Genomic DNA, 19,566 nt, shown 5'->3' on the forward strand with positions numbered 1-19,566 from the left:
TGGTAGCGGGAGCTGGATTTGAACCAACGACCTTCGGGTTATGAGCCCGACGAGCTACCAGACTGCTCCATCCCGCAACAAAAACAAACTACTTGCACTCAACTTTCTGGTTAAAAGCTGGTGCGGAAGGGGGGACTTGAACCCCCACGCCCGAAAGCACTACCACCTCAAGGTAGCGTGTCTACCAATTCCACCACCACCGCAGCTTGTGGGACGCATTCTAGTGCTTCCAACTGCAAAAGGAAAGCCTTATTTCGAATTATTGACTCGTTTTTGGTGCATTTGGTGAAGTTTCAGGCGATGTTGTTTGAATTGGCGCTGTCGTCTGTACAGTTTTTAAACTATATGCTTCAGTAGTCTGTTTTTTCGCAAAAACAGCTAAGGTTAAACTAGTCACAAAAAACAATGCTGTTAACACAGCAGTAAGTCGAGTAAGGAAGTTAGCAGAACCCGATGCGCCAAATACAGTGGCTGCTCCGCCACCGCCGAAAGAAGCACCAGCATCCGCACCTTTACCGTGTTGCACTAGAATCAAGCCAATCATCAGTACCGCTAAAATAATATGTACGATCAGTACAAAAGAGTGCATACCCTATCCTCGTTATTTACTTTGTGCAAAGGCTTCTACGATTTGATAAAAAGATGCTGCATTTAACGAAGCACCTCCAACCAACGCGCCATTAATATCTGGACATGCTGCCAACTCGACTGCATTTTCAGCTTTTACACTACCGCCATATAAAATCGCAATGTCTGGACCCGCAGAAGTAATCTGACTTAAACCTTCACGGATTTTAGCATGCATTGCCTGTGCATCTTGTGGTGAAGCAGTTTTACCTGTACCAATTGCCCAGATTGGCTCATAAGCAATTACAATTTGCTTTTGCCATTGCTCTGCAGTCACTACAGGAGCTATATCACAGATTTGTTGCAATACAACCTGTTCTGCCAAATCTTGTTCACGCTGTTCGAGACTTTCACCCACACAATAAATGACAGTCAAGCCTGCATTTAAAGAATTTTGGAGTTTGGCCTTCAAAATTTCAACGTTATCACCTAATAAATCACGGCGTTCGGAGTGACCCACCAATACAAAATTAATTTGGCTATCTTTTAATAATTCTGCACTGACTTCACCAGTATAGGCGCCTGTACCTGCTACACGCGATACATCTTGTGCAACTGTATATACTGTTCTTGCAGCATCTTGCAATTGTGTTTGTACCATTGCAAGTGCAATAGAAACTGGAGCAACCCCGACATGGCAGCTTTCATCTGCAATTTGGTTTTGTTGCAATAGTTGTTTAAATTCTTCTATAAGTTGTTTGGCATTGGCACGCATTGGGTTCATTTTCCAGTTGCCAACTACCCAAGGCGTAATCGTCGAACCCGACATACGGCTCACCTTTCATCAAAAATGCAGCACATTCTACACGCATTTCTACAAATTTCAGATACTTTTCTTTAACGGGGTTGCTCATATCTTTTCTACTATTTGAAATCAGTAATAAAACTTTATTGAGCCCAAAGCCTTAGCTTTTAAAAATTAATGAATAAAAACTTCGACTGGTTCAAGCTTTGATAAGCGGATCAAGACGAGAGCATCATTTTCTCAGGTAGTAATTTTAGATAACAAAAGTATAATTTTTTATATACCAATTATAAACATATGAGCACAGGTAGGCAGATGTCAGTCATACATACATCTCCAAAATTTTCGGGGTTTTTTCGACGATTAGTCGAAGAAAAACATGTGTCGGCAGCGACCATGCAAACAGCATTAGATACAGCAAAAAGAGCTAAACAGGATACAGTTTCGTACCTGATTGAAGAGGTTCATCTCTCCCCTTCTTTATTAGCTGAAACAATTTCTATTGAATTTGCTGAACCATATTTTGATCTGGATGTTTACGATACCAGCCAGATTCCTAAAGATTTGGTCGACCAGAAACTGATTTTAAAACATCGGGTCTTACCTCTCGTACAAAGAGGACAGATCTTATATGTTGCAACCAGTAATCCCAGCAATATTGAAGCGATTGATGCTATTCGCTTCAACAGCAAGCTTATGGTTGAGCAGGTTATTGTCGAGCACCATAAACTTGAGAAAATTCTGGCGCAGCAATTTACTGAAGAAAGTAGTTTCGAGTTTAGTGATGAAGAGTTCGATCTTGATGTAGATCTTGATACCTCAGCCGCTCCAGAAGAGGATGATGACACTCCTCAGGGCGATGAAGCACCTATTGTTAAATATGTTAACAAGTTATTAATAGATGCGATTCGTATGGGAGCTTCAGACTTGCATTTCGAACCCTACGAGAAATCGTATCGGGTCCGTTATCGGGTCGATGGCGTATTGCGTCAGATTGCAAACCCACCTTTGCAACTCGCCACTCGGTTAGCTTCACGTTTAAAAGTTATGTCTCAAATGGACATTTCTGAAAAGCGTGTTCCTCAAGATGGTCGTATCAAACTCAAGCTATCGAAATCTAAAGCAATTGATTTTCGTGTGAACTCTCTTCCGACTTTATTTGGTGAAAAGCTAGTTCTACGTATTCTCGATCCATCTAGTGCCATGTTGGGAATTGATGCTCTAGGATATGAAGAAGAGCAAAAAGCACTCTTTATGGAAGCATTAGATAAGCCACAAGGTATGCTTTTAATTACTGGTCCTACAGGTTCTGGTAAAACAGTATCCTTATATACGGGCCTCAACATTTTAAACACTGAAAGTTCCAATATTTCTACTGCCGAAGATCCGGTCGAAATTAACCTTGAAGGTATTAATCAGGTTAACGTGAACCCTAAAGTAGGTCTTAGTTTTTCGGCTGCGCTTAAATCATTTTTACGTCAGGATCCTGACATTATTATGGTCGGTGAGATTCGTGATTTAGAAACAGCTGAAATCGCGATTAAGGCTGCTCAGACGGGTCACATGGTGATGTCCACACTACATACCAACAGTGCCCCTGAAACACTTACTCGTCTACGCAATATGGGAGTTCCATCTTTTAATATTGCGACATCGGTCAATTTGGTAATTGCTCAACGTTTGGCACGTCGATTATGCCCTCAATGTAAGGTGCCTAGTGACATTCCTAAACAAAGCCTATTAGAAATGGGTTTTACCGAACAAGATCTAACACATCCCGATTTTCAAGTTTTTCAACCGGTCGGTTGTCCTGAGTGTCGTGAGGGCTACAAAGGTCGAGTAGGTATTTATGAAGTAATGAAAGTCACACCTGAGATTTCCAAGATTATTATGGAAGATGGCAATGCTTTAGAAATCGCTGCTGCTTCTGAAAAATTGGGGTTTAGTAATCTGCGTCGCTCAGGTTTAAAGAAAGTCATGCAAGGTGTTACTTCTTTACAAGAAGTCAACCGCGTGACCAGTGAATAAAGACAATTTAAAATAAGGATAATGTCATGACTGTCAAAAAGGCACAATTGATGCCGACTTTTGCTTATGAAGGGGTTGACCGTAAGGGCGTAAAAATTAAGGGAGAACTTCCGGCTAAAAATATGGCTTTAGCCAAAGTCACCCTACGCAAACAAGGGGTAACTGTCCGTAATATTCGGGAAAAGCGTAAAAATATTCTTGAAGGTTTATTCAAGAAAAAAGTATCAACGCTCGATATCACGATTTTTACCCGACAACTTGCAACCATGATGAAAGCTGGCGTGCCACTGGTACAAGGCTTTGAAATTGTGGCGGAAGGTTTAGAAAATCCAGCGATGCGCGAGGTGGTACTCGGTATTAAAGGTGAAGTTGAAGGTGGTAGTACTTTTGCATCAGCTTTAAGAAAGTATCCTCAGCACTTCGACAAACTATTTTGTTCTCTTGTAGAGTCTGGCGAACAATCTGGTGCGCTTGAAACCATGCTGGATCGTGTGGCAATTTACAAAGAAAAAAGTGAATTGCTTAAGCAGAAAATTAAGAAAGCGATGAAATATCCAGCAACGGTTATTGTGGTTGCTGTGGTTGTTACCATTATTTTGATGGTTAAAGTAGTTCCTGTCTTCCAAGACCTGTTTTCTTCCTTTGGCGCAGATTTGCCTGCGTTTACACAAATGGTCGTAAATATGTCGAAATGGATGCAGGAATACTGGTTCATTATGATTATTGTGATTGGTGCAATTATTGCTGCTTTTATGGAAGCTAAAAAGCGCAGTAAAAAATTCCGTGATGGTTTAGACAAACTCACGCTTAAGTTGCCTATCTTTGGCGATCTTGTTTACAAGGCGATTATTGCCCGCTACAGCCGTACTTTAGCAACCACTTTTGCAGCAGGTGTTCCGCTCATTGATGCGCTTGAATCAACAGCAGGTGCAACCAATAATGTTATTTATGAACAAGCTGTCATGAAAATTCGTGAAGATGTTGCAACAGGTCAACAACTCCAATTTGCGATGCGCGTTTCAAATCGTTTTCCATCTATGGCTATACAAATGGTCGCAATTGGTGAAGAATCTGGTGCACTAGACAGCATGCTCGACAAAGTTGCCACCTACTATGAAAATGAAGTTGATAATGCCGTTGATGGCTTAACTTCAATGATGGAACCTTTAATTATGGCAATTTTAGGGGTACTCGTAGGCGGTCTAGTGATTGCTATGTATCTTCCAATTTTCCAAATGGGCTCAGTCGTGTAATGCAAGAAATTATTGCTTATTTTATTCAAAACTTAACTGCACTTTATATTGCAGTTGCACTATTGAGCCTATGTATTGGTAGTTTTTTGAATGTGGTGATTTATCGCACCCCCAAAATGATGGAACAAGATTGGCAGCAAGAATGTCAAATGTTACTCAATCCTGAACAACCAATCATTGACCATGAAAAGCTAACATTAAGTAAACCTGCTTCATCATGCCCCCAATGTCACCAGCCCATTCGCTGGTATCAAAATATTCCTGTCATAAGTTGGTTAGTTTTAAAAGGTAAATGTGGGCATTGTGAGCATGCAATTAGCATGCGCTACCCAGCCATCGAACTATTAACAATGGCATGTTCACTGGTTGTGGTCATGGTGTTTGGCCCAACCATACAAATGATTTTTGGACTAGTCCTGACTTGGGTTTTAATTGCTTTAACATTTATTGATTTTGATACTCAGCTGCTACCCGACCGTTTTACCTTACCTTTGGCCGCACTTGGTTTAGGCATTAATATCTTTAGCATATACACCACACCCACCTCAGCTATTTGGGGTTACTTAATTGGTTTTTTATGCCTATGGATTGTGTATTACCTATTTAAAGTAATTACCGGCAAAGAAGGCATGGGCTACGGCGACTTTAAGTTGCTTGCGGCATTAGGTGCATGGATGGGGCCATTGATGCTGCCATTAATTGTGCTATTGTCATCTTTACTAGGTGCAATTATTGGCATCATTTTACTAAAATTACGCAATGACAATCAGCCCTTTGCCTTTGGGCCGTATATTGCCATTGCAGGCTGGGTTGCCTTTTTATGGGGTGACCAGATTATGAAAATCTATTTGGGAGGTTAAGATGGCTTTTATTCTGGGAGTCACAGGTGGAATTGGCAGTGGAAAATCTGCTGCAACACAATGGTTTGAATCCCAAGGAATACAAGTCGTCGATGCCGACATCGTTGCTCGCGAAGTGGTTGAAAAAGGCCAACCTGCCCTTCAAAAAATTCAACAAACTTTTGGAGACTGGGTACTTCAAGCAGACGGGAGTTTAGATCGCCGTGCCCTACGCGAGTATATTTTTCAAAATCCACAAGCACGCCATACACTTGAGCAAATTACTCATCCTGCAATCCGCCAATCTATTATTCAACAATTACAAAATCCGCGTAGTACTTATGTGATTTTAGTTTCGCCATTGCTCTTTGAAACCAACCAACATGAATTGGTTAATCACACATTATTAGTTGATGCGAGTGAACAAACTCAAATTCAGCGTGCAAGCCAACGCGATGGACAAAACCAAGAACAAATCCAGAAAATTATTGCGGCGCAAATGCCACGTGAGCGAAAACGCGAACTTGCCAATGACATTGTGTTTAATGACGGATTACTCGAACATTTACATCAACAATTAGAGCCTTTACATCAAAGTTATTTGAAACGTACAGACTAATCTGGCTCATTTTGCTGTTTAATTTTTTGTGCCAAGCTATCTGGTCGGAACCATCGCCAAGGTTGTAAAGCACCAATTCCCATTCCGACCAAGCCCACAACAATCGATGGGCTTAACGCCTCCCCTAACAGAGGTACGGCCAATATGGCTGCAATAAAAGGCGCCAAAGTGACAATGCTTCCAGTTTTAAAAGCACCAAGTCGCTGAATGGCTGCCACATAAGTCAAAGTTGCAATAATAACGACAAATACACCATGGAAAATGCCTTGTATGGCTAAATGAACAGGGCTGACTTCCATGAAATGCTTAGGCAAAAATAAAACATAGATGGGCAAATAAATAATTGCAGACCAAATCGCAACACTTGCCATTGAGTGCCATGCAGACAGTTTCCACTGTTTAAGTAACACAGTGAAAATACCCCACCAAATCGCACTAATAAAAAGGAGTAGATCACCTATTCCAAAAGCAGAAGCATTACCTTGCAGCATTAAAACACTCATGAGCCCTAAAGCAGTGATCATGATTGCCAGACTAGCCCATGTATGTTTATCAAATGGTTGTCTAAATAAAATATATGCTGCGAACGCAGTACAAATTGGGATACAGCCATTTAAGAAAATTGCAGCATGAGCGGCGGGAGCATAGAGAAATGCGGTGTAGACGGTGAGACAATAAATGACCCCACCAATCAAGGCCAGAATAACCGCATGCTTACTCCATAAAAAAGCGAGATCTTTTTTATAGATCAAAATAGGCATTAAAATTAAGAAGGCTATAGCGAAGCGCAGTGCGGCAATGTCCCAAGCACTGATGTGCCACTGTGCATTTAAACGGGCAAAAAGCGTAAACCCGCCCCAAATGCACATGGTCACCAATACAAAGAAATAACCTTGCTTACGGGGAGACATATCAAGATGACTTAAACTAGAAAGGCAGCTAAATTATACCTCAGAACGCTGGCGGCAAGCCTCATAAAGAGCCATACCAGTCGCTACACTGACATTTAGACTTTGTAGATTTCCTGACATCGGAATATAAACTTTATGATCACACTGTGCCTGTGTAATTGGACGCAAACCGGTATCTTCAGCTCCCATCACAATCACGACTGGTCCAGAAAAATCGCATTTTTGAAGTGGCAACGCACTTTCATCAAGCATGGTGCCAATCACACGCACATGAGTTGTTTCTTTAAGATGAGCCAATGTACGAGCTAAATTTGTGACTTGAATGAATTTAACTTTCTCGGCTCCACCTGCTGCAACTTTACGAGCAGTTGGCGTTAAACTTGCCGCACGATCACGAGGCACGATGACTGCTTGCACACCCATCGCAGCGGCGGTACGAATACAAGCCCCTAAGTTATGTGGGTCTGTCACCTGATCCAATGCCAACAACAAGGCATCTGGAGTTTCACTTAAGATTTGATCAAGATCTTGCTCATTTAATACAGGATGCGGACGCACTGCTGCAACTACGCCTTGATGAAATGGTAGACCTGCAAGTTTTTCAAGACTATCGCGGCTTGCTTTTTGTACACTGATTCCAAAAGGCTCTGCCAATTGCAAAATCTTTTGCAAACGCTGATCATCCCGTCCTTTTAAAGTAAACAGGGTTAGCACACGCTCCGGCTCAAGTTCTAGCAATGACTCCACTGAATGAACGCCATAATAATATTCCTGTTTTGCCATGCATGACCTCTAACAACGTTTGAGCAAAAAAATAAAAATCCTGCAAAGCCAACTTCACAGGATTTCTTTGGGCATAGTGTACCCGATTTGAACAGGAATTTCTTAGCCTTCTAAATGGCACACGTAATCGAGGACTTCATCAGTTTCGATTTTAAAAACGCTATTTCCAGGCACGTAAAATGATTGGCCTGCACGGAACAATTCACTTTCATTACTGTCCGCAATTGTTACGCGACATTCACCTGAAATAATTTCCATACGCTCAGGGACATGTGTTTCAAAAGTTAAGGCTTGCTCAGTCGGCAAAATAACACCTAGTGTTTTTTTCGTTCCATCTTCAAATTGCACGGTATGGCTGATACATGCTCCACCAAAATAAACGTTTGATTTTTTGATGACCGTTACATGATCAAATTGGTTTGTACTCATGCACATTCTCCAGATAATGCCATATTTATATAAATTATGATGAATGTAGTTTAATTGTGCCTAAATAACTAATCAATCAGTTTTCATACGGATAGACTTGTAATTTCCACTGCTCGGCCTGAATTTTTTTGGCAAAAGCATGAGGTAAATTAATCTCAATATTTCGACTATTCGACACAATTGCATCGTATCTGCAAACTTCGACCTGATTTTCATCTAGGAGTACCCAACACACTCTTTGTGCAGTTGGATGGGCAACTGCTGTAGCAACCACCGGTGAACCGTCATTCATTCCTACATGAAAATTTTCACTGTCATTTTGCATTAACGCCAGATCACAAGCTGGAAAATCAATAGCATCTGAATCGAATTGCTGGCTATCGTGTATAAGCACACTCTGTTTTAAAGTCGGCCAAATACAATAACGCAAATAATGCTGATCCATCACCCGATTATCCAGATAACGTCCGGTGGCAACATAATCTCTGATATGTGCTTCAATATTATGAAAAATCCCCGTACATCCGCCCCACATTCCAGCCAGAATTAGTTCGGTATGAGAATAGTTATCTCGCATTAAATGAAACCATTTATCGCTCTTGAGCCACGCATCTACAGCCGCCTTTTCACGGTACGACACAATCGAGTCGGCATCACGTATAAGAAAACGCTTAATTGTTGGATCATCCATCACAAAAAAACGCCAAAACAACCCTGATAGTTGTTTTTGGGAGTCCGTCACGGGTACCACTTGCGCACCTTTCTCTTTTAAACGCTGTTGCACAAGCACTGGAACGGTATCATCGACATAAAATCGGCACGTCCACTCTGGATAAACTTGTTTGGCTAACTCAGTATTTAAAATAGAGGTTTCACAATAACGCGGGTTTGCTCCAAACAATGAAAAGGCAATAATATTTTCTTGAGGGTTTGAACTAAACTCTGGGGGCGCATGATTGGGAATAGGCAAAACAGGTTCGTTCTTAGCCAATTCTTTTTTAGTTGTAATGGCCAAGCGTCCAAATTTTATTGTTTCTTCTTTTTTATTTAAATGATGACAAACTTCTGTTAATCCATCGTATAAGTTTGTATTTACGTTAGACCCACTTGCCTGAATAGCTTGCAAATAGTGTTGATAGGCATCGTTATAACGGCGTAAGCGTAGCTCGGTATATGCCAAATCAGATAATGCTCCCGGATGCTTGGGAACTAAATTAACAGCTTGTTTAACATGTTGATAAGCTTTGGCATAATCGCCTTGTGCGGCAGCCTGTTTAAATGCATTAAAATGTTGATTTAAAATTTTATTCATTTCTGCAGGATTGCTTTTTTTATGACGGTTGATCATCCCTATCGGTGGTTTCGGTAAGCTTAATGTTTTTTTCATTGTAAATATCCGCAATCTTGCTGTTCTATAATTTCAGTTAGAATAATAGATCACTTGTAGCAAATTCAAAACTTCTCTATCTTTAACCCATAATTTGGCGCGTTGGATGCGTTTATGCTCACACATTTAACTTTAATTAATTTTGCATTAGCTGATCATTTAGCTATTGATATAGAACAAGGATTTAATGTTCTAACAGGCGAAACAGGTGCCGGAAAATCATTATTACTGGATGCACTTTCTGCCTGTCTAGGGGAACGTACCGATACGAATTATGTCCGTTACGGTTCAGACAAAGCGGATATCACCGCCGTTTTTACCTATCAAAATAATAGCCCTGAAGAAAAATGGCTACAAGAACACGAGCTAGATGATGATTCTGGGGAAATTCATTTACGTCGCGTTATTTTTGCAACTGGACGTAGTAAAGCATGGGTCAATGGCCGCCCTAGCAGTTTATCTGAACTCAAAGAATTGGGCCGTTTGCTCGTTCAACTCTATAGTCAACACAGCCAGCAGCAGCTTCTTGAGCCACCATATCCAAAGCATTGGCTAGATCGTTATAACAATTTTTATGTTGAAGCGAATGATGTACGTGAAGCCTATAGTATGTGGCAACGCACGATTCGTTTGCACCAAGCAGCCTTAGATGCACAAGCAACACGTTTGCAGCGTATTGGTACTTTAGAGCATCAAATTGAAGAACTTGAAGAGGTTGTCCAAACCGATTACAAAGAAATTGAACAAGAATTTGATCGTCTTAGCCATCATGAACATATCATGCAAGACTGTAGCTACAGCTTAAATGTTTTAGATGAAGCTGAGCAGAATATTACTCAAGAAATATCTTCGATTATTCGCCGTCTAGAATCTCATGCCGGGCGTAGTGATCAACTTTCTGAGATTTATAATTCTTTACTGAATGCTCAAAGTGAAATAGATGATGCAACGGCAAACTTGCGTCAATTTATTGATCGTCAAAGCTTTGATCCCGAGCGAATGGAAGAACTCAACTCTAAACTTGAGGTTTTTCATCGTCTGGCACGCAAATACAGGACTCAACCGGAAACACTTAAAGAAGAATATGAAGCTTGGCAACGTGAGCTTGAGCAACTACATCAACTTGAAGACCCAGAAACACTGGCAGAGCAAGTTGAAAAGTCGCATGAGGAGTTTTTAGAAAAAGCTCAGCATTTAGACAATATTCGTCGTGAAGCTGCCGCTCCGCTTGCTAAACAATTAACTGAACAAGTGAAACCTTTAGCGTTACCAGAAGCACACTTCGAGTTTAAGTTCGAACCATTAGAACAACCATGTGCAGAGGGTTTAAGCTTTATTCAACTTTTATTTACTGCCAATAAAGGTATTCCTCCACAACCACTGGCACGAGTGGCATCTGGTGGTGAGCTTTCTCGTATTGCACTCGTGATGCAAGTCATGAATGCTGAGAAAACCGAATCCGAAGTTTTGGTGTTTGATGAAATTGATGTCGGGATTAGTGGCGGTACCGCAGAAGTTGTGGGACGTTTACTTGCCGACTTAGCGCAACATGTCCAGCTCTTATGTATTACTCACCAAGCACAAGTTGCTGCACAATCTGATCAGCATTTATTAGTGAAAAAACAACAAACTGACCCAGCCAGCAGTACAATTGTAGAACTTGATGAAAATCAAATCATTTTTGAGTTAGCTCGCATGTCAGGTGGTGTTGAAATTAATGAAACAACCTTGCAGCACGCAAAACAATTACGCCAACTTAAATTTCAGGCTTCTTCAAATTAATAAAGAAAATGAGAGAAAAAGATTGGCGAAATCCGATTAACTCTTGTATGTTGATAAAAAGAACCTATATAGATAAAAGGGTCGAGAGGCCCTCTAGTGACATTTTTTGAGGGAGAACCGCTTAGGTGACCAAACAATACCTGACTCACCGTTGTCTGATTGCCCCGCCAGAAATGGCAGATGACTTTTTCGCAAACACTGTAATTTATCTTGCTCGTCATGATGAAGAAGGTGCTCAAGGCATTATTATTAATCGTCCTTCCGGTATTCAAATTAAAGAATTACTCAACGATCTCGACATTGAAGCTGACAATGTAAATCCACATGCGGTTTTACAAGGTGGTCCTTTACGTCCTGAAGCTGGATTTGTTCTCCATACTGGGCAACCAACATGGCATTCATCTATTGCTGTAGGTGAAAATGTTTGTATTACGACCAGTAAAGATATTCTTGATGCGATTGCTCATAACGAAGGTGTCGGTCGATACCAAATTGCATTAGGCTATGCGAGCTGGAGCAAAAATCAGTTAGAAGACGAAATTACGCGTGGTGACTGGCTCATTTGTGATGCTGATATGGATCTGATTTTTAACCTGCCTTATGACGATCGTTGGGATGCAGCTTATAAAAAAATTGGTGTGGATCGTGCGTGGCTAGCATCTGAAATCGGACATGCTTAATGACCGAAACACAATCAAAATCGATTATGGCTTTTGACTTTGGCACTCAAAAAATGGGAATGGCGATTGGCCAATCTTCAATTGAAAGTGCCAACCCCCTCCCTCTATTTGTCATGAAAGATGGTATCCCGAACTGGGATCAACTCTTAAAAATCGTGAAAGAATGGCAACCCGATTTATTTTTGGTTGGCCTTCCCCTAAATATGGACGATAGCGAGTCAGAACTTTCTACACGTGCTCGCAAATTTGCGAGACGCTTACGTCATCAAACCAACATAGAAACGTTAATGGTAGATGAGCGTTTAACGACACGTGAAGCGAGAGAAGAGTTAGGTTTTTACCAAGAACAAGGTCGAGCAAAAAAGCTATCAGCAGATAGTTTTGCAGCTGCACTACTCATTCAGAGTTGGTATCGAAATCCAGTCGGTTTAACACCCTAAGATTTTAAAAAAGAAGGAAGGCTAAAGCCTTCCTTCTTTTTTTACTTCTCAACAATATGTACGGTAGCAGTTCGTCCCGAGACAAAAGCAAGCTGATTCTTCGGTGTTTCATCTAATACGATCTTCACGGGTACACGCTGCGCTAAACGAACCCAGCTAAAAGTTGGATTTACATTGGCAAGAAGCTTAGAGCTACTTGAACGCTCACGATCTTCAATTCCCGATGCAATACCTTGTACATGGCCTTTAATTTTTTGGTTATCACCCATTAACTGTACAGTGGCCTGATCACCGACATGAATACGATTTAATTTGGTTTCTTCAAAGTATCCCACAACATAAAGTTGTTTACGGTCAAGTAATGCAGCAACCGCTTGGCCTACTTGAACATAGTTACCCGGGCTCATATCAAAGTTAGATAAAGTACCATCAGCAGGAGCAATTACCGCAGCACGATGCATATTAAGCTCAGCCAAATGTAAACTGCTCGTTGCTGCCTCAATCAAAGCCTGCTGTTGCTTAACAGTTGCTTCTGCCTGCTCAATTGCCGCTTGTAATTGCTCATGCTCTGCATGGGATTGATCACGTGTTGCAAAAACCTGATCTTGTTCTTGTTTTGAAATCGCCCCATCCATTAAGTTTGAATAGCGGCTCGCATTTTTTTCAGCTAAACGAATATTGGTATCTGATTTAATCAGGTTTGCTTTTGCTTGAGCTAAGCCTGCTTGTGATTGAGCAAATGCTGCTTTCGCTTTTGCTAAATCAGATTTTGCTTGCTCGACATCTAAAGCTCGACGAGACACATCAATTTTAAAGAGTACCTGACCCTTCTTCACACTCTGGTTATCTTGAACCAAAACTTCTGTGACAAGACCCGCTACATCCGAAGATACTTGGATGACATCACCACGAACTCGACCATCTCGTGTCCACGGCGCTGCATTGTAGTAGTTCCACAAATGCACAATGGTATAAACCGCAACCATTAATGCGACAATCAAAATTACTGGACGGATGACTTTTTTCAAATCCACCTGATTCATTTCACTCACCTAACTCAATCTTTAATTTCGCAATCATCTCTATGCACCCACCCCAACAAAAATTTGATGTATCACCAAGAGCAATAAAAGGTAAAAACACAAATTAAAAATACTAGGTAATGCAATCCAGCCTTGTGCAATCCATTTGTTGGTTAAAACACTTAATCCACGGAAACATATATATGCCAAGAGGGCTTGAACGAGCAAAGAAGGCACGTAAATGCCATAAACATTAAACTCACCCATTTGCTGTGGCTCCTCTAAAGGTGCTGTTTTCATTCATTTGATCTGATGAAACATGACACATGCTATAAGCAATATTGTTAAGTGAAATGAGTAATCTTTGTCGCATAGTCATATCGTCAACATTTGAAGCAAGCTGTTTTAGTTCAAATAAAGCTCGATGGATTTTTTCCACTAAAGCTACAGTATTGTCTGCATCATTTTCTTTAGCTCTAAACAGTTCATCCAGATTTTGTTGCAGATTTCCGATGTGATGAGCCAGTTCTGAATTTTGAGGGAACTGATTCGCCAGTTCTTGTAATCTACTTAAATCGACAATACTGCTCGACTCAATCAGTGCTTGATGAATTGAAGTTTTAATCTCGCCAGATTGCACCATTTTGCTGTTTAGAATCCCAATTCGGTCTAGCATGCTGCGTAAGTGAACTTTAAAATCAAGACCATATGGCAAATAAATCGCCTGTCTCATTGCACGATAATGCAAGGCCAAAATACGGCTGGCACTCGTGTCTGGAGACATTGCACGAACCACGTCAATGACAACTAAAGACACCAAGACACCCAAGATCATGGCAAAAGAACCATCAAGATAAGACACCGCATCCATGCTATAAGCATTGTGCAGGTTTAGGCCCATCATGGTATTAATACCCAAAACCATACCCACTGGCATAAGCATCTGGTTAGCCATCATAGAAACTGCAAACAGGAACATAGGTAATAAAACCAGTCCAAGTTCCCAGAATGTGGTGACATGAGGGAAAATACCAAATGCGTAAACGAAGACTAAAACTGCTGAAGCTATACTGCCCCAGATAAAAATACGCAAAACTGGAACGGGATTATCTAAGGCCGTTAAAATACAGGCAGTTACTGCGCCCATTTGCGCCATCATAAATCCAGCTTTCCATCCCGAAATAATCCAGACCCCAGTTACAATAAATGTAATAAGGACTGCACTGATGCCACCTCGGATAGCCACACCATGATCACGGTGTAAACTCGGATATTTGGTGGTCATTGGCGTAATGTTGTCAGGGATTTCTTTATTACCTTGCTGAATTCGCTGCCACAAGACTTTAACCGCTAAAACATTGCTAATGAAATGGCGCACATCCATTTTCATGGCTGCGACCAAAACTTGCTGATGGGTAGAAGCCGATTCCATCAAACTTGCAAAATCACTTTCAAACTCATCAGGTAACTGCAAAATATTTTCATCAATAATTAGATCTTTTTGCTCTAAAAACTGTACAACATGAGCCGAAAGCTGTTGCAGTTTTTCTGCATGGGTCTCGATGAATCGAAGTTCTTGAAGTTGCTTAATACGCTCAGATAAAGCAACCAGATTAGCGACCACCATTGAGATTTGATGAAGCATTTCCTGCAAGGGTTTGGTCATGCCATGCAACTCACCCTTCTCATAACTCAAATGTACTGCCAAAGCATGAATATCTGTGGTGTCGCGAGTAATGGTCGCTAAAAGTTGAGTATTGTTCTGCTGCGGGTCAGCAATTAATAAATTAGCAAACAGATTCTCTGTATCTTTCAGCGTTTTGATGACGCGTTGCTTAATCGCAGAACCAATGTGCATTGGAAGAATAGTGGCAGAAACCACAGCGCTTGAAATCACTCCAATCGAAATCTCTATGACCCGAGCTAAAGCAATATCAAAAATATTGTATTGATCAATATAGGTAATCGCATTAAAGACAATCATGGCTGTCGAGTAACCCGCCAGCATAAAAGCATAACTGCGTGGAGTCCGGTCAAGTAAAGACACATAAAGCGCAAAACCCACCCACAACGACAACACCACAGTAAATAACCAGGGTGTATTAATGAGATGGGGCGTTAGCGTTAAGGCAATCACAGCCCCACCAATCGTCCCTACCACACGGTAGACACACTTAGAGGACACCATTCCTGAATAAGGATTGGCAATAATCAAGACCGTACCAATCGACCACATCGGGTTAATCAGATCTAATTCAAATGAAACAAATAACGCCAGCATTCCGGCAATAAATGTTTTTGTTGCAAAGATCAGATCAAGCCTACTCGGGCGAAATGCCAGTATTTGCTTTAATAACATGAACTCATCTCAAATACAGATTTGAACTGATGAGCATGCTCTTCAATGTTAAATTGCCTTTCTAGAGACAACAAAACTTTGCCATTTGCCTAAAAGCAAATGAGATGAGGAGCATCCTTCAATACAATGATTTTTCCACATCCTGCCTGATTGGCCCAGATGATTTCAATTTGGACGTTATTTAAACGGCCAAACTTTGGAAAGAAGAGGCATCAAGAAATTCGCCTAGAATCGACCAATTTCTCGATTAGATATTTTGTTTGGCAATTTTTTCAAAATAAAGCGATTTAGTCAACTAAAATATCTCTATTTGATAATTTGATATATTTTTTGATAATCGTATATGATGTATAAGCCAAGAGAAGTTTTCTCTTTGTCAGAGTAAAATACTCAAATCAGGCATTTATTTTAGAATTGAGACAAATTTTCTTTTTTTCTGTTATAAGAACTCAAACATGACTCTTTGTTAAAGGATACGAACAAGACGCTATGGCAATTTCAAGTTTTGGCAAAATTTTAACCGTACTGGACCTATTTTCAGTTTCGCGTCCAATAATTAATGTCGATATTATTTGCGAAGAACTTGGCTTGTCTAAACCAACCAGTTACCGTTATCTGAAAGAACTGGTGTCTACCGATCTATTAAAACGCATTAATGGAACGTCTGGCGATTATACCTTAGGCTCAAAAATTGCAGTTCTTGACTATATTTCCCGAACTACTGATCCGTTAGTTCAAATCAGCACACCATTTATGCGAAACATTGTGGAGCGTACCGAACTGTGCTGCTTGCTCACCTATTTAAATGATGACTATTGCATTGATATTCACCATGAAATATTTAAAGACACCGAATTACTCTCATATGGCCGAGGCTGCCCAAGACCTATTTACGTGGGGTCTTCCCCAAAAACGATGGTTTCGCATTTAAGTAAACAACGGATGCAAGACTACTATCATCGTTACCAGCAAGAATTAAAACAATCAGGTTTTGCTGAAGATGAACCAAGCTTTATTCAGCGTATGCGTAAAATTAAAAAACAAGGGTTCTATTTCTCACAAGGTGAGATTGACCCCAATGTTTCTGGCCTTGCCGTTCCCGTTCGTTTTTCGAACAAAGAAGTACCTTTAGCTTTAACTTTAGTTGCTTCTAAAAATCGTTTTGATTTTTTAAATGTTGAAAAACTCACCGAAATTTTGCAAGAAAATGCAGCACTTATTGAACAACGTTTTATGGAGTTATCTGAAAAAGGTGAAATTTAAAACCCGACTTTATGATAATTTAACCTTTTCTTACATTTTAATGCATTGAATAGATCACAATATTCTCATATTATGATTTTAGCTCTTATTGATGATTCTTTTCATCAGCAGCTCATCAATAGAAGCATCCCCCTCAGAGGAATAAGCTCATGTTGCCATCATGGGCTTTTTTCTTGCCCAATTTTTAATGAAAGTCATGAAAACTGAAACTGCCTGAAAGTAAGATTAATACGCGGCTGTAAAATCTTTGTTGAGCGATTTAAACGATGTTGCCAATGTTGTTGCGTTTCGCCACGCATCACGATGAGTTGGCCTGGTTGTAGCCACAATTCAACTTTTTCTTTACTTTGAATATGTCTAAAAGAAAATTTACGGGTAGCTCCAAAACTTAAAGATGCAATCGTTGTGGTTTTCGCCAAAGAAACATCGGAATCACTATGCCAAGCCATACCTTGTGTTCCATCTTCATAAAGGTTTGCCAAGCACGAGTTAAATTTTTCTGAAAGTCGCTGTTCTACCAATTGTTTGAGTTTGGCAAGCGCTCGATCCCAAGGCAAAGAATCACGAATGACACCCGAATATTTATATTGATAATAATTATCTCCATACCACGCCACTTTTCGGGGAGTAATAAAGTGCTTACCATACAACTTAGCCTCGTCATGTTTCCACGCGAGATGTTGGTAAAGATAGTGAAAATATTGTTCAGCCTCTTCTGGGCTTAAAATACAACCATAGTCCTGAACTTCACCATCGTAGGGCAATAAATTTTCACAAGGCTCTGGAGCAAATAAATCCAAGGTCATGCGGTCTCTCCATGTTGCTTTGACATCTCCCAAGCTAACAATGCCAATTTACGCCCCTTTTGCCAATGATATTCTCCGACCATGCCCGTTGCACGTATCACTCGATGACAAGGAATTAAATATGCAATCGGGTTTTGTCCAATTGCTGTAGCAACAGCTCTGACAGCCTTAGGCTTTCCAATCTGTTCGGCAATATCTTGATAGGTCCTCAATTGCCCTTCTGGAATGGTCAGTAACGCTTCCCATACTTGTAGCTGAAACGGAGTCCCTGCTAAGTTAAGCGGAAGCTTGTGCTGCAAGTGTTCTGAAAAATCGTGTTCGAACCACTCTGCAATTTGTTGATGCCAAATCGGCGCCTGATTTTTTAATTGAGCTTTAGGGAACTGCTGTTTAATTATTTCTTCGATATTCTCACGAGTATCGATAAAGCGAACAGAACATATTCCCTTTTCGCTGCTTATAACCAACAGCTCACCAAATGGGCTTGCCTCAATCGAATAATTAAGTGTAACCCCTTCACCTTGCAGTTTATATTCACCAGGCGTCATGCCTTCAAGCTGAATAAACAAATCATGTAAACGGCCAGTACCAGACAAACCCGTGTTTAAAGCAGTCTCTAATAAGCTGCGTTGCTGTAATAGATAATATTTAGCCTGTTGCAAACTCATATATTGGACAAATTTTTTCGGGCTAATACCTACCCATTCTTGAAACTGGCGTTGAATATAACCTGAACTTAAATTCATATGACTCGCAACATCGTCCAGACTAGGTTGCTGGTCCAGATGTTCATATAAATATTCAATCACAGTGGCAATTACAGCAAATTGTCGAGAAGAAAGCATTTGCATGTGTCACCTCCTTAGCACTTATATCTTACATTAAAGTACCTAAAGCTCGGTGACGACCCGATTCTTGCACTATCCGAAAATAAAAAAGCCTTTCGTTATAGAAAGGCTTAATCATTCAATCTGAAATTAAGGCTGCTTTAAATAAGGCCAAGCGGCTCTTAGGTAAATAAACATTGACCATAAAGTAAGAATCACAGCGGTATATAACAAGGCATATGCCAGCATTTCTAAAGGCTGCCAATTGAGTAAAAACACACTGATGGCAATCATCTGAAAAGCTGTTTTATATTTGCCTACTGTCGACACAGCCACACTCGTTCTTGCGCCAAGCTCTGCCATCCACTCACGTAAAGCAGAAACTGTAATTTCTCTTGAAATAATGACAATTGCAGCAAAAGCCATTGATATGGTCGGGTTCCATTGCACCAAAACAATCAGTGCTGCTGCCACCATAAGCTTATCTGCAACTGGATCTAAAAAACGGCCAAATGCTGAAGTCTGGTTTAAAGTTCGTGCCAAATAGCCATCAAACCAATCGGTAATAGCAGCAAACACAAAAATTGCAGTCAAGATAATATGACGACTCATACTTCCTTCTTGCTCACCAATACCCATTGCAGGCGGCCAATACGCAATCACCAAAAATACAGGAATAAGCGCGATACGCGCCAAAGTTAGGATATTTGGGATATTCAGGATTCGCCCTGTGGTCATAAACACCGCCAATTTAGTCTTCAAGCAT

General features: G+C 40.6%; 20 protein-coding genes, 2 tRNA genes and 1 pseudogene. 8 read left to right on the forward strand and 15 right to left on the reverse strand.

Annotated elements, in window-relative coordinates:
* The 4 genes from RMB13_RS11570 to tpiA form a co-directional block, all read right to left on the reverse strand.
* Positions 1-77: transfer RNA gene (locus tag RMB13_RS11570), tRNA-Met, on the reverse strand.
* A gap of 41 nt (positions 78-118) precedes the next feature.
* A tRNA-Leu gene (locus RMB13_RS11575) sits at positions 119-203 on the reverse strand.
* A 56-nt stretch (positions 204-259) separates the two neighbouring features.
* A complete protein-coding gene (gene secG / locus RMB13_RS11580) occupies positions 260-589 on the reverse strand; it encodes a preprotein translocase subunit SecG (RefSeq protein ID WP_005037186.1) in 330 nt (109 codons plus the stop codon).
* 12 nt (positions 590-601) lie between these two features.
* Positions 602-1,396 (reverse strand): triose-phosphate isomerase, encoded by a 795-nt coding sequence (gene tpiA, locus RMB13_RS11585; RefSeq protein ID WP_003654580.1) that lies wholly within the window; start codon positions 1,394-1,396, stop codon positions 602-604.
* Between the two features lie 291 nt (positions 1,397-1,687).
* Here tpiA and pilB point away from each other — a divergent pair, with 291 nt between their 5' ends.
* The 4 genes from pilB to coaE are packed head-to-tail and all read left to right on the forward strand — an operon-like array spanning position 1,688 to position 6,111.
* A complete protein-coding gene (pilB, locus tag RMB13_RS11590) occupies positions 1,688-3,400 on the forward strand; it encodes a type IV-A pilus assembly ATPase PilB (RefSeq protein WP_311085308.1) in 1,713 nt (570 codons plus the stop codon).
* A 26-nt stretch (positions 3,401-3,426) separates the two neighbouring features.
* A complete protein-coding gene (locus RMB13_RS11595; RefSeq protein WP_004640845.1) occupies positions 3,427-4,653 on the forward strand; it encodes a type II secretion system F family protein in 1,227 nt (408 codons plus the stop codon).
* Complete coding sequence (locus RMB13_RS11600) at positions 4,653-5,513, forward strand: A24 family peptidase (RefSeq protein ID WP_311085309.1); 861 nt, start codon at positions 4,653-4,655, stop codon at positions 5,511-5,513. Before RMB13_RS11595 ends, RMB13_RS11600 begins: the two co-directional genes overlap by 1 nt.
* Position 5,514: 1 nt before the next feature.
* Positions 5,515-6,111 carry a dephospho-CoA kinase gene (coaE, locus tag RMB13_RS11605; protein WP_003654573.1) on the forward strand — a complete coding sequence of 199 codons (597 nt, stop codon included), beginning with the start codon at positions 5,515-5,517 and terminating at the stop codon, positions 6,109-6,111.
* Here coaE and RMB13_RS11610 read toward each other — a convergent pair.
* The 4 genes from RMB13_RS11610 to RMB13_RS11625 form a co-directional block, all read right to left on the reverse strand.
* Positions 6,108-7,022 carry a DMT family transporter gene (locus RMB13_RS11610; protein WP_281836774.1) on the reverse strand — a complete coding sequence of 305 codons (915 nt, stop codon included), beginning with the start codon at positions 7,020-7,022 and terminating at the stop codon, positions 6,108-6,110. The two genes, coaE and RMB13_RS11610, sit on opposite strands and share 4 nt — an antisense overlap.
* 33 nt (positions 7,023-7,055) lie before the next feature.
* Complete coding sequence (rlmB, locus tag RMB13_RS11615; protein WP_005037200.1) at positions 7,056-7,805, reverse strand: 23S rRNA (guanosine(2251)-2'-O)-methyltransferase RlmB; 750 nt, start codon at positions 7,803-7,805, stop codon at positions 7,056-7,058.
* A 102-nt stretch (positions 7,806-7,907) separates the two neighbouring features.
* Entirely contained in the window at positions 7,908-8,234 is a 327-nt protein-coding gene (locus RMB13_RS11620) for a pyrimidine/purine nucleoside phosphorylase (RefSeq protein ID WP_003654567.1), read from the reverse strand.
* Positions 8,235-8,310: 76 nt separating this feature from the next.
* Positions 8,311-9,621 carry a tetratricopeptide repeat protein gene (locus RMB13_RS11625; RefSeq protein ID WP_311085310.1) on the reverse strand — a complete coding sequence of 437 codons (1,311 nt, stop codon included), beginning with the start codon at positions 9,619-9,621 and terminating at the stop codon, positions 8,311-8,313.
* 114 nt (positions 9,622-9,735) lie between these two features.
* On the opposite strand from RMB13_RS11625, the gene recN reads away from it, so the two are divergent.
* The 3 genes from recN to ruvX all read left to right on the forward strand — a co-directional run bounded on the left by recN (position 9,736) and on the right by ruvX (position 12,523).
* A complete protein-coding gene (recN, locus tag RMB13_RS11630) occupies positions 9,736-11,403 on the forward strand; it encodes a DNA repair protein RecN (RefSeq protein WP_311085311.1) in 1,668 nt (555 codons plus the stop codon).
* A gap of 125 nt (positions 11,404-11,528) precedes the next feature.
* Positions 11,529-12,083, forward strand: coding sequence for a YqgE/AlgH family protein (locus RMB13_RS11635; protein WP_003654562.1), 555 nt, complete (start codon positions 11,529-11,531; stop codon positions 12,081-12,083).
* Positions 12,083-12,523 (forward strand): Holliday junction resolvase RuvX, encoded by a 441-nt coding sequence (gene ruvX, locus RMB13_RS11640; protein ID WP_002115066.1) that lies wholly within the window; start codon positions 12,083-12,085, stop codon positions 12,521-12,523. Before RMB13_RS11635 ends, ruvX begins: the two co-directional genes overlap by 1 nt.
* A gap of 41 nt (positions 12,524-12,564) precedes the next feature.
* Here the strand turns inward: ruvX and RMB13_RS11645 are convergent, their stop codons facing one another.
* The 4 genes and pseudogenes from RMB13_RS11645 to RMB13_RS11660 form a co-directional block, all read right to left on the reverse strand.
* A complete protein-coding gene (locus RMB13_RS11645) occupies positions 12,565-13,566 on the reverse strand; it encodes an HlyD family secretion protein (protein ID WP_003654559.1) in 1,002 nt (333 codons plus the stop codon).
* 39 nt (positions 13,567-13,605) lie between these two features.
* A complete protein-coding gene (locus tag RMB13_RS11650; protein ID WP_004640831.1) occupies positions 13,606-13,812 on the reverse strand; it encodes a DUF1656 domain-containing protein in 207 nt (68 codons plus the stop codon).
* The gene (locus RMB13_RS11655) at positions 13,805-15,904 is read right to left on the reverse strand and encodes an FUSC family protein (protein ID WP_311085312.1); all 2,100 of its coding nucleotides are present in this window, start codon (positions 15,902-15,904) and stop codon (positions 13,805-13,807) included. Before RMB13_RS11655 ends, RMB13_RS11650 begins: the two co-directional genes overlap by 8 nt.
* Positions 15,895-16,026, reverse strand: a pseudogene (locus RMB13_RS11660) (hypothetical protein). Before RMB13_RS11660 ends, RMB13_RS11655 begins: the two are co-directional and overlap by 10 nt.
* 367 nt (positions 16,027-16,393) lie before the next feature.
* Between RMB13_RS11660 and RMB13_RS11665 the strand changes: the two are divergent.
* Positions 16,394-17,167 carry an IclR family transcriptional regulator gene (locus RMB13_RS11665; RefSeq protein ID WP_003654555.1) on the forward strand — a complete coding sequence of 258 codons (774 nt, stop codon included), beginning with the start codon at positions 16,394-16,396 and terminating at the stop codon, positions 17,165-17,167.
* Positions 17,168-17,361: 194 nt separating this feature from the next.
* Here the strand turns inward: RMB13_RS11665 and RMB13_RS11670 are convergent, their stop codons facing one another.
* From RMB13_RS11670 to pgsA, 3 genes are all read right to left on the reverse strand, one after another.
* Complete coding sequence (locus RMB13_RS11670) at positions 17,362-17,973, reverse strand: alpha-ketoglutarate-dependent dioxygenase AlkB (RefSeq protein ID WP_003654553.1); 612 nt, start codon at positions 17,971-17,973, stop codon at positions 17,362-17,364.
* Complete coding sequence (locus RMB13_RS11675) at positions 17,970-18,824, reverse strand: methylated-DNA--[protein]-cysteine S-methyltransferase (protein WP_336622874.1); 855 nt, start codon at positions 18,822-18,824, stop codon at positions 17,970-17,972. The genes RMB13_RS11670 and RMB13_RS11675 overlap by 4 nt, the downstream gene beginning before the upstream one ends.
* 126 nt (positions 18,825-18,950) lie before the next feature.
* Positions 18,951-19,538, reverse strand: coding sequence for a CDP-diacylglycerol--glycerol-3-phosphate 3-phosphatidyltransferase (gene pgsA, locus RMB13_RS11685; RefSeq protein ID WP_004640822.1), 588 nt, complete (start codon positions 19,536-19,538; stop codon positions 18,951-18,953).
* Between the last annotated feature and the right edge of the window lie 28 nt (positions 19,539-19,566).

The sequence above is a fragment of the Acinetobacter sp. V102_4 genome, from assembly GCF_031799005.1.
Classification (GTDB): Bacteria; Pseudomonadota; Gammaproteobacteria; order Pseudomonadales; family Moraxellaceae; genus Acinetobacter; species Acinetobacter calcoaceticus.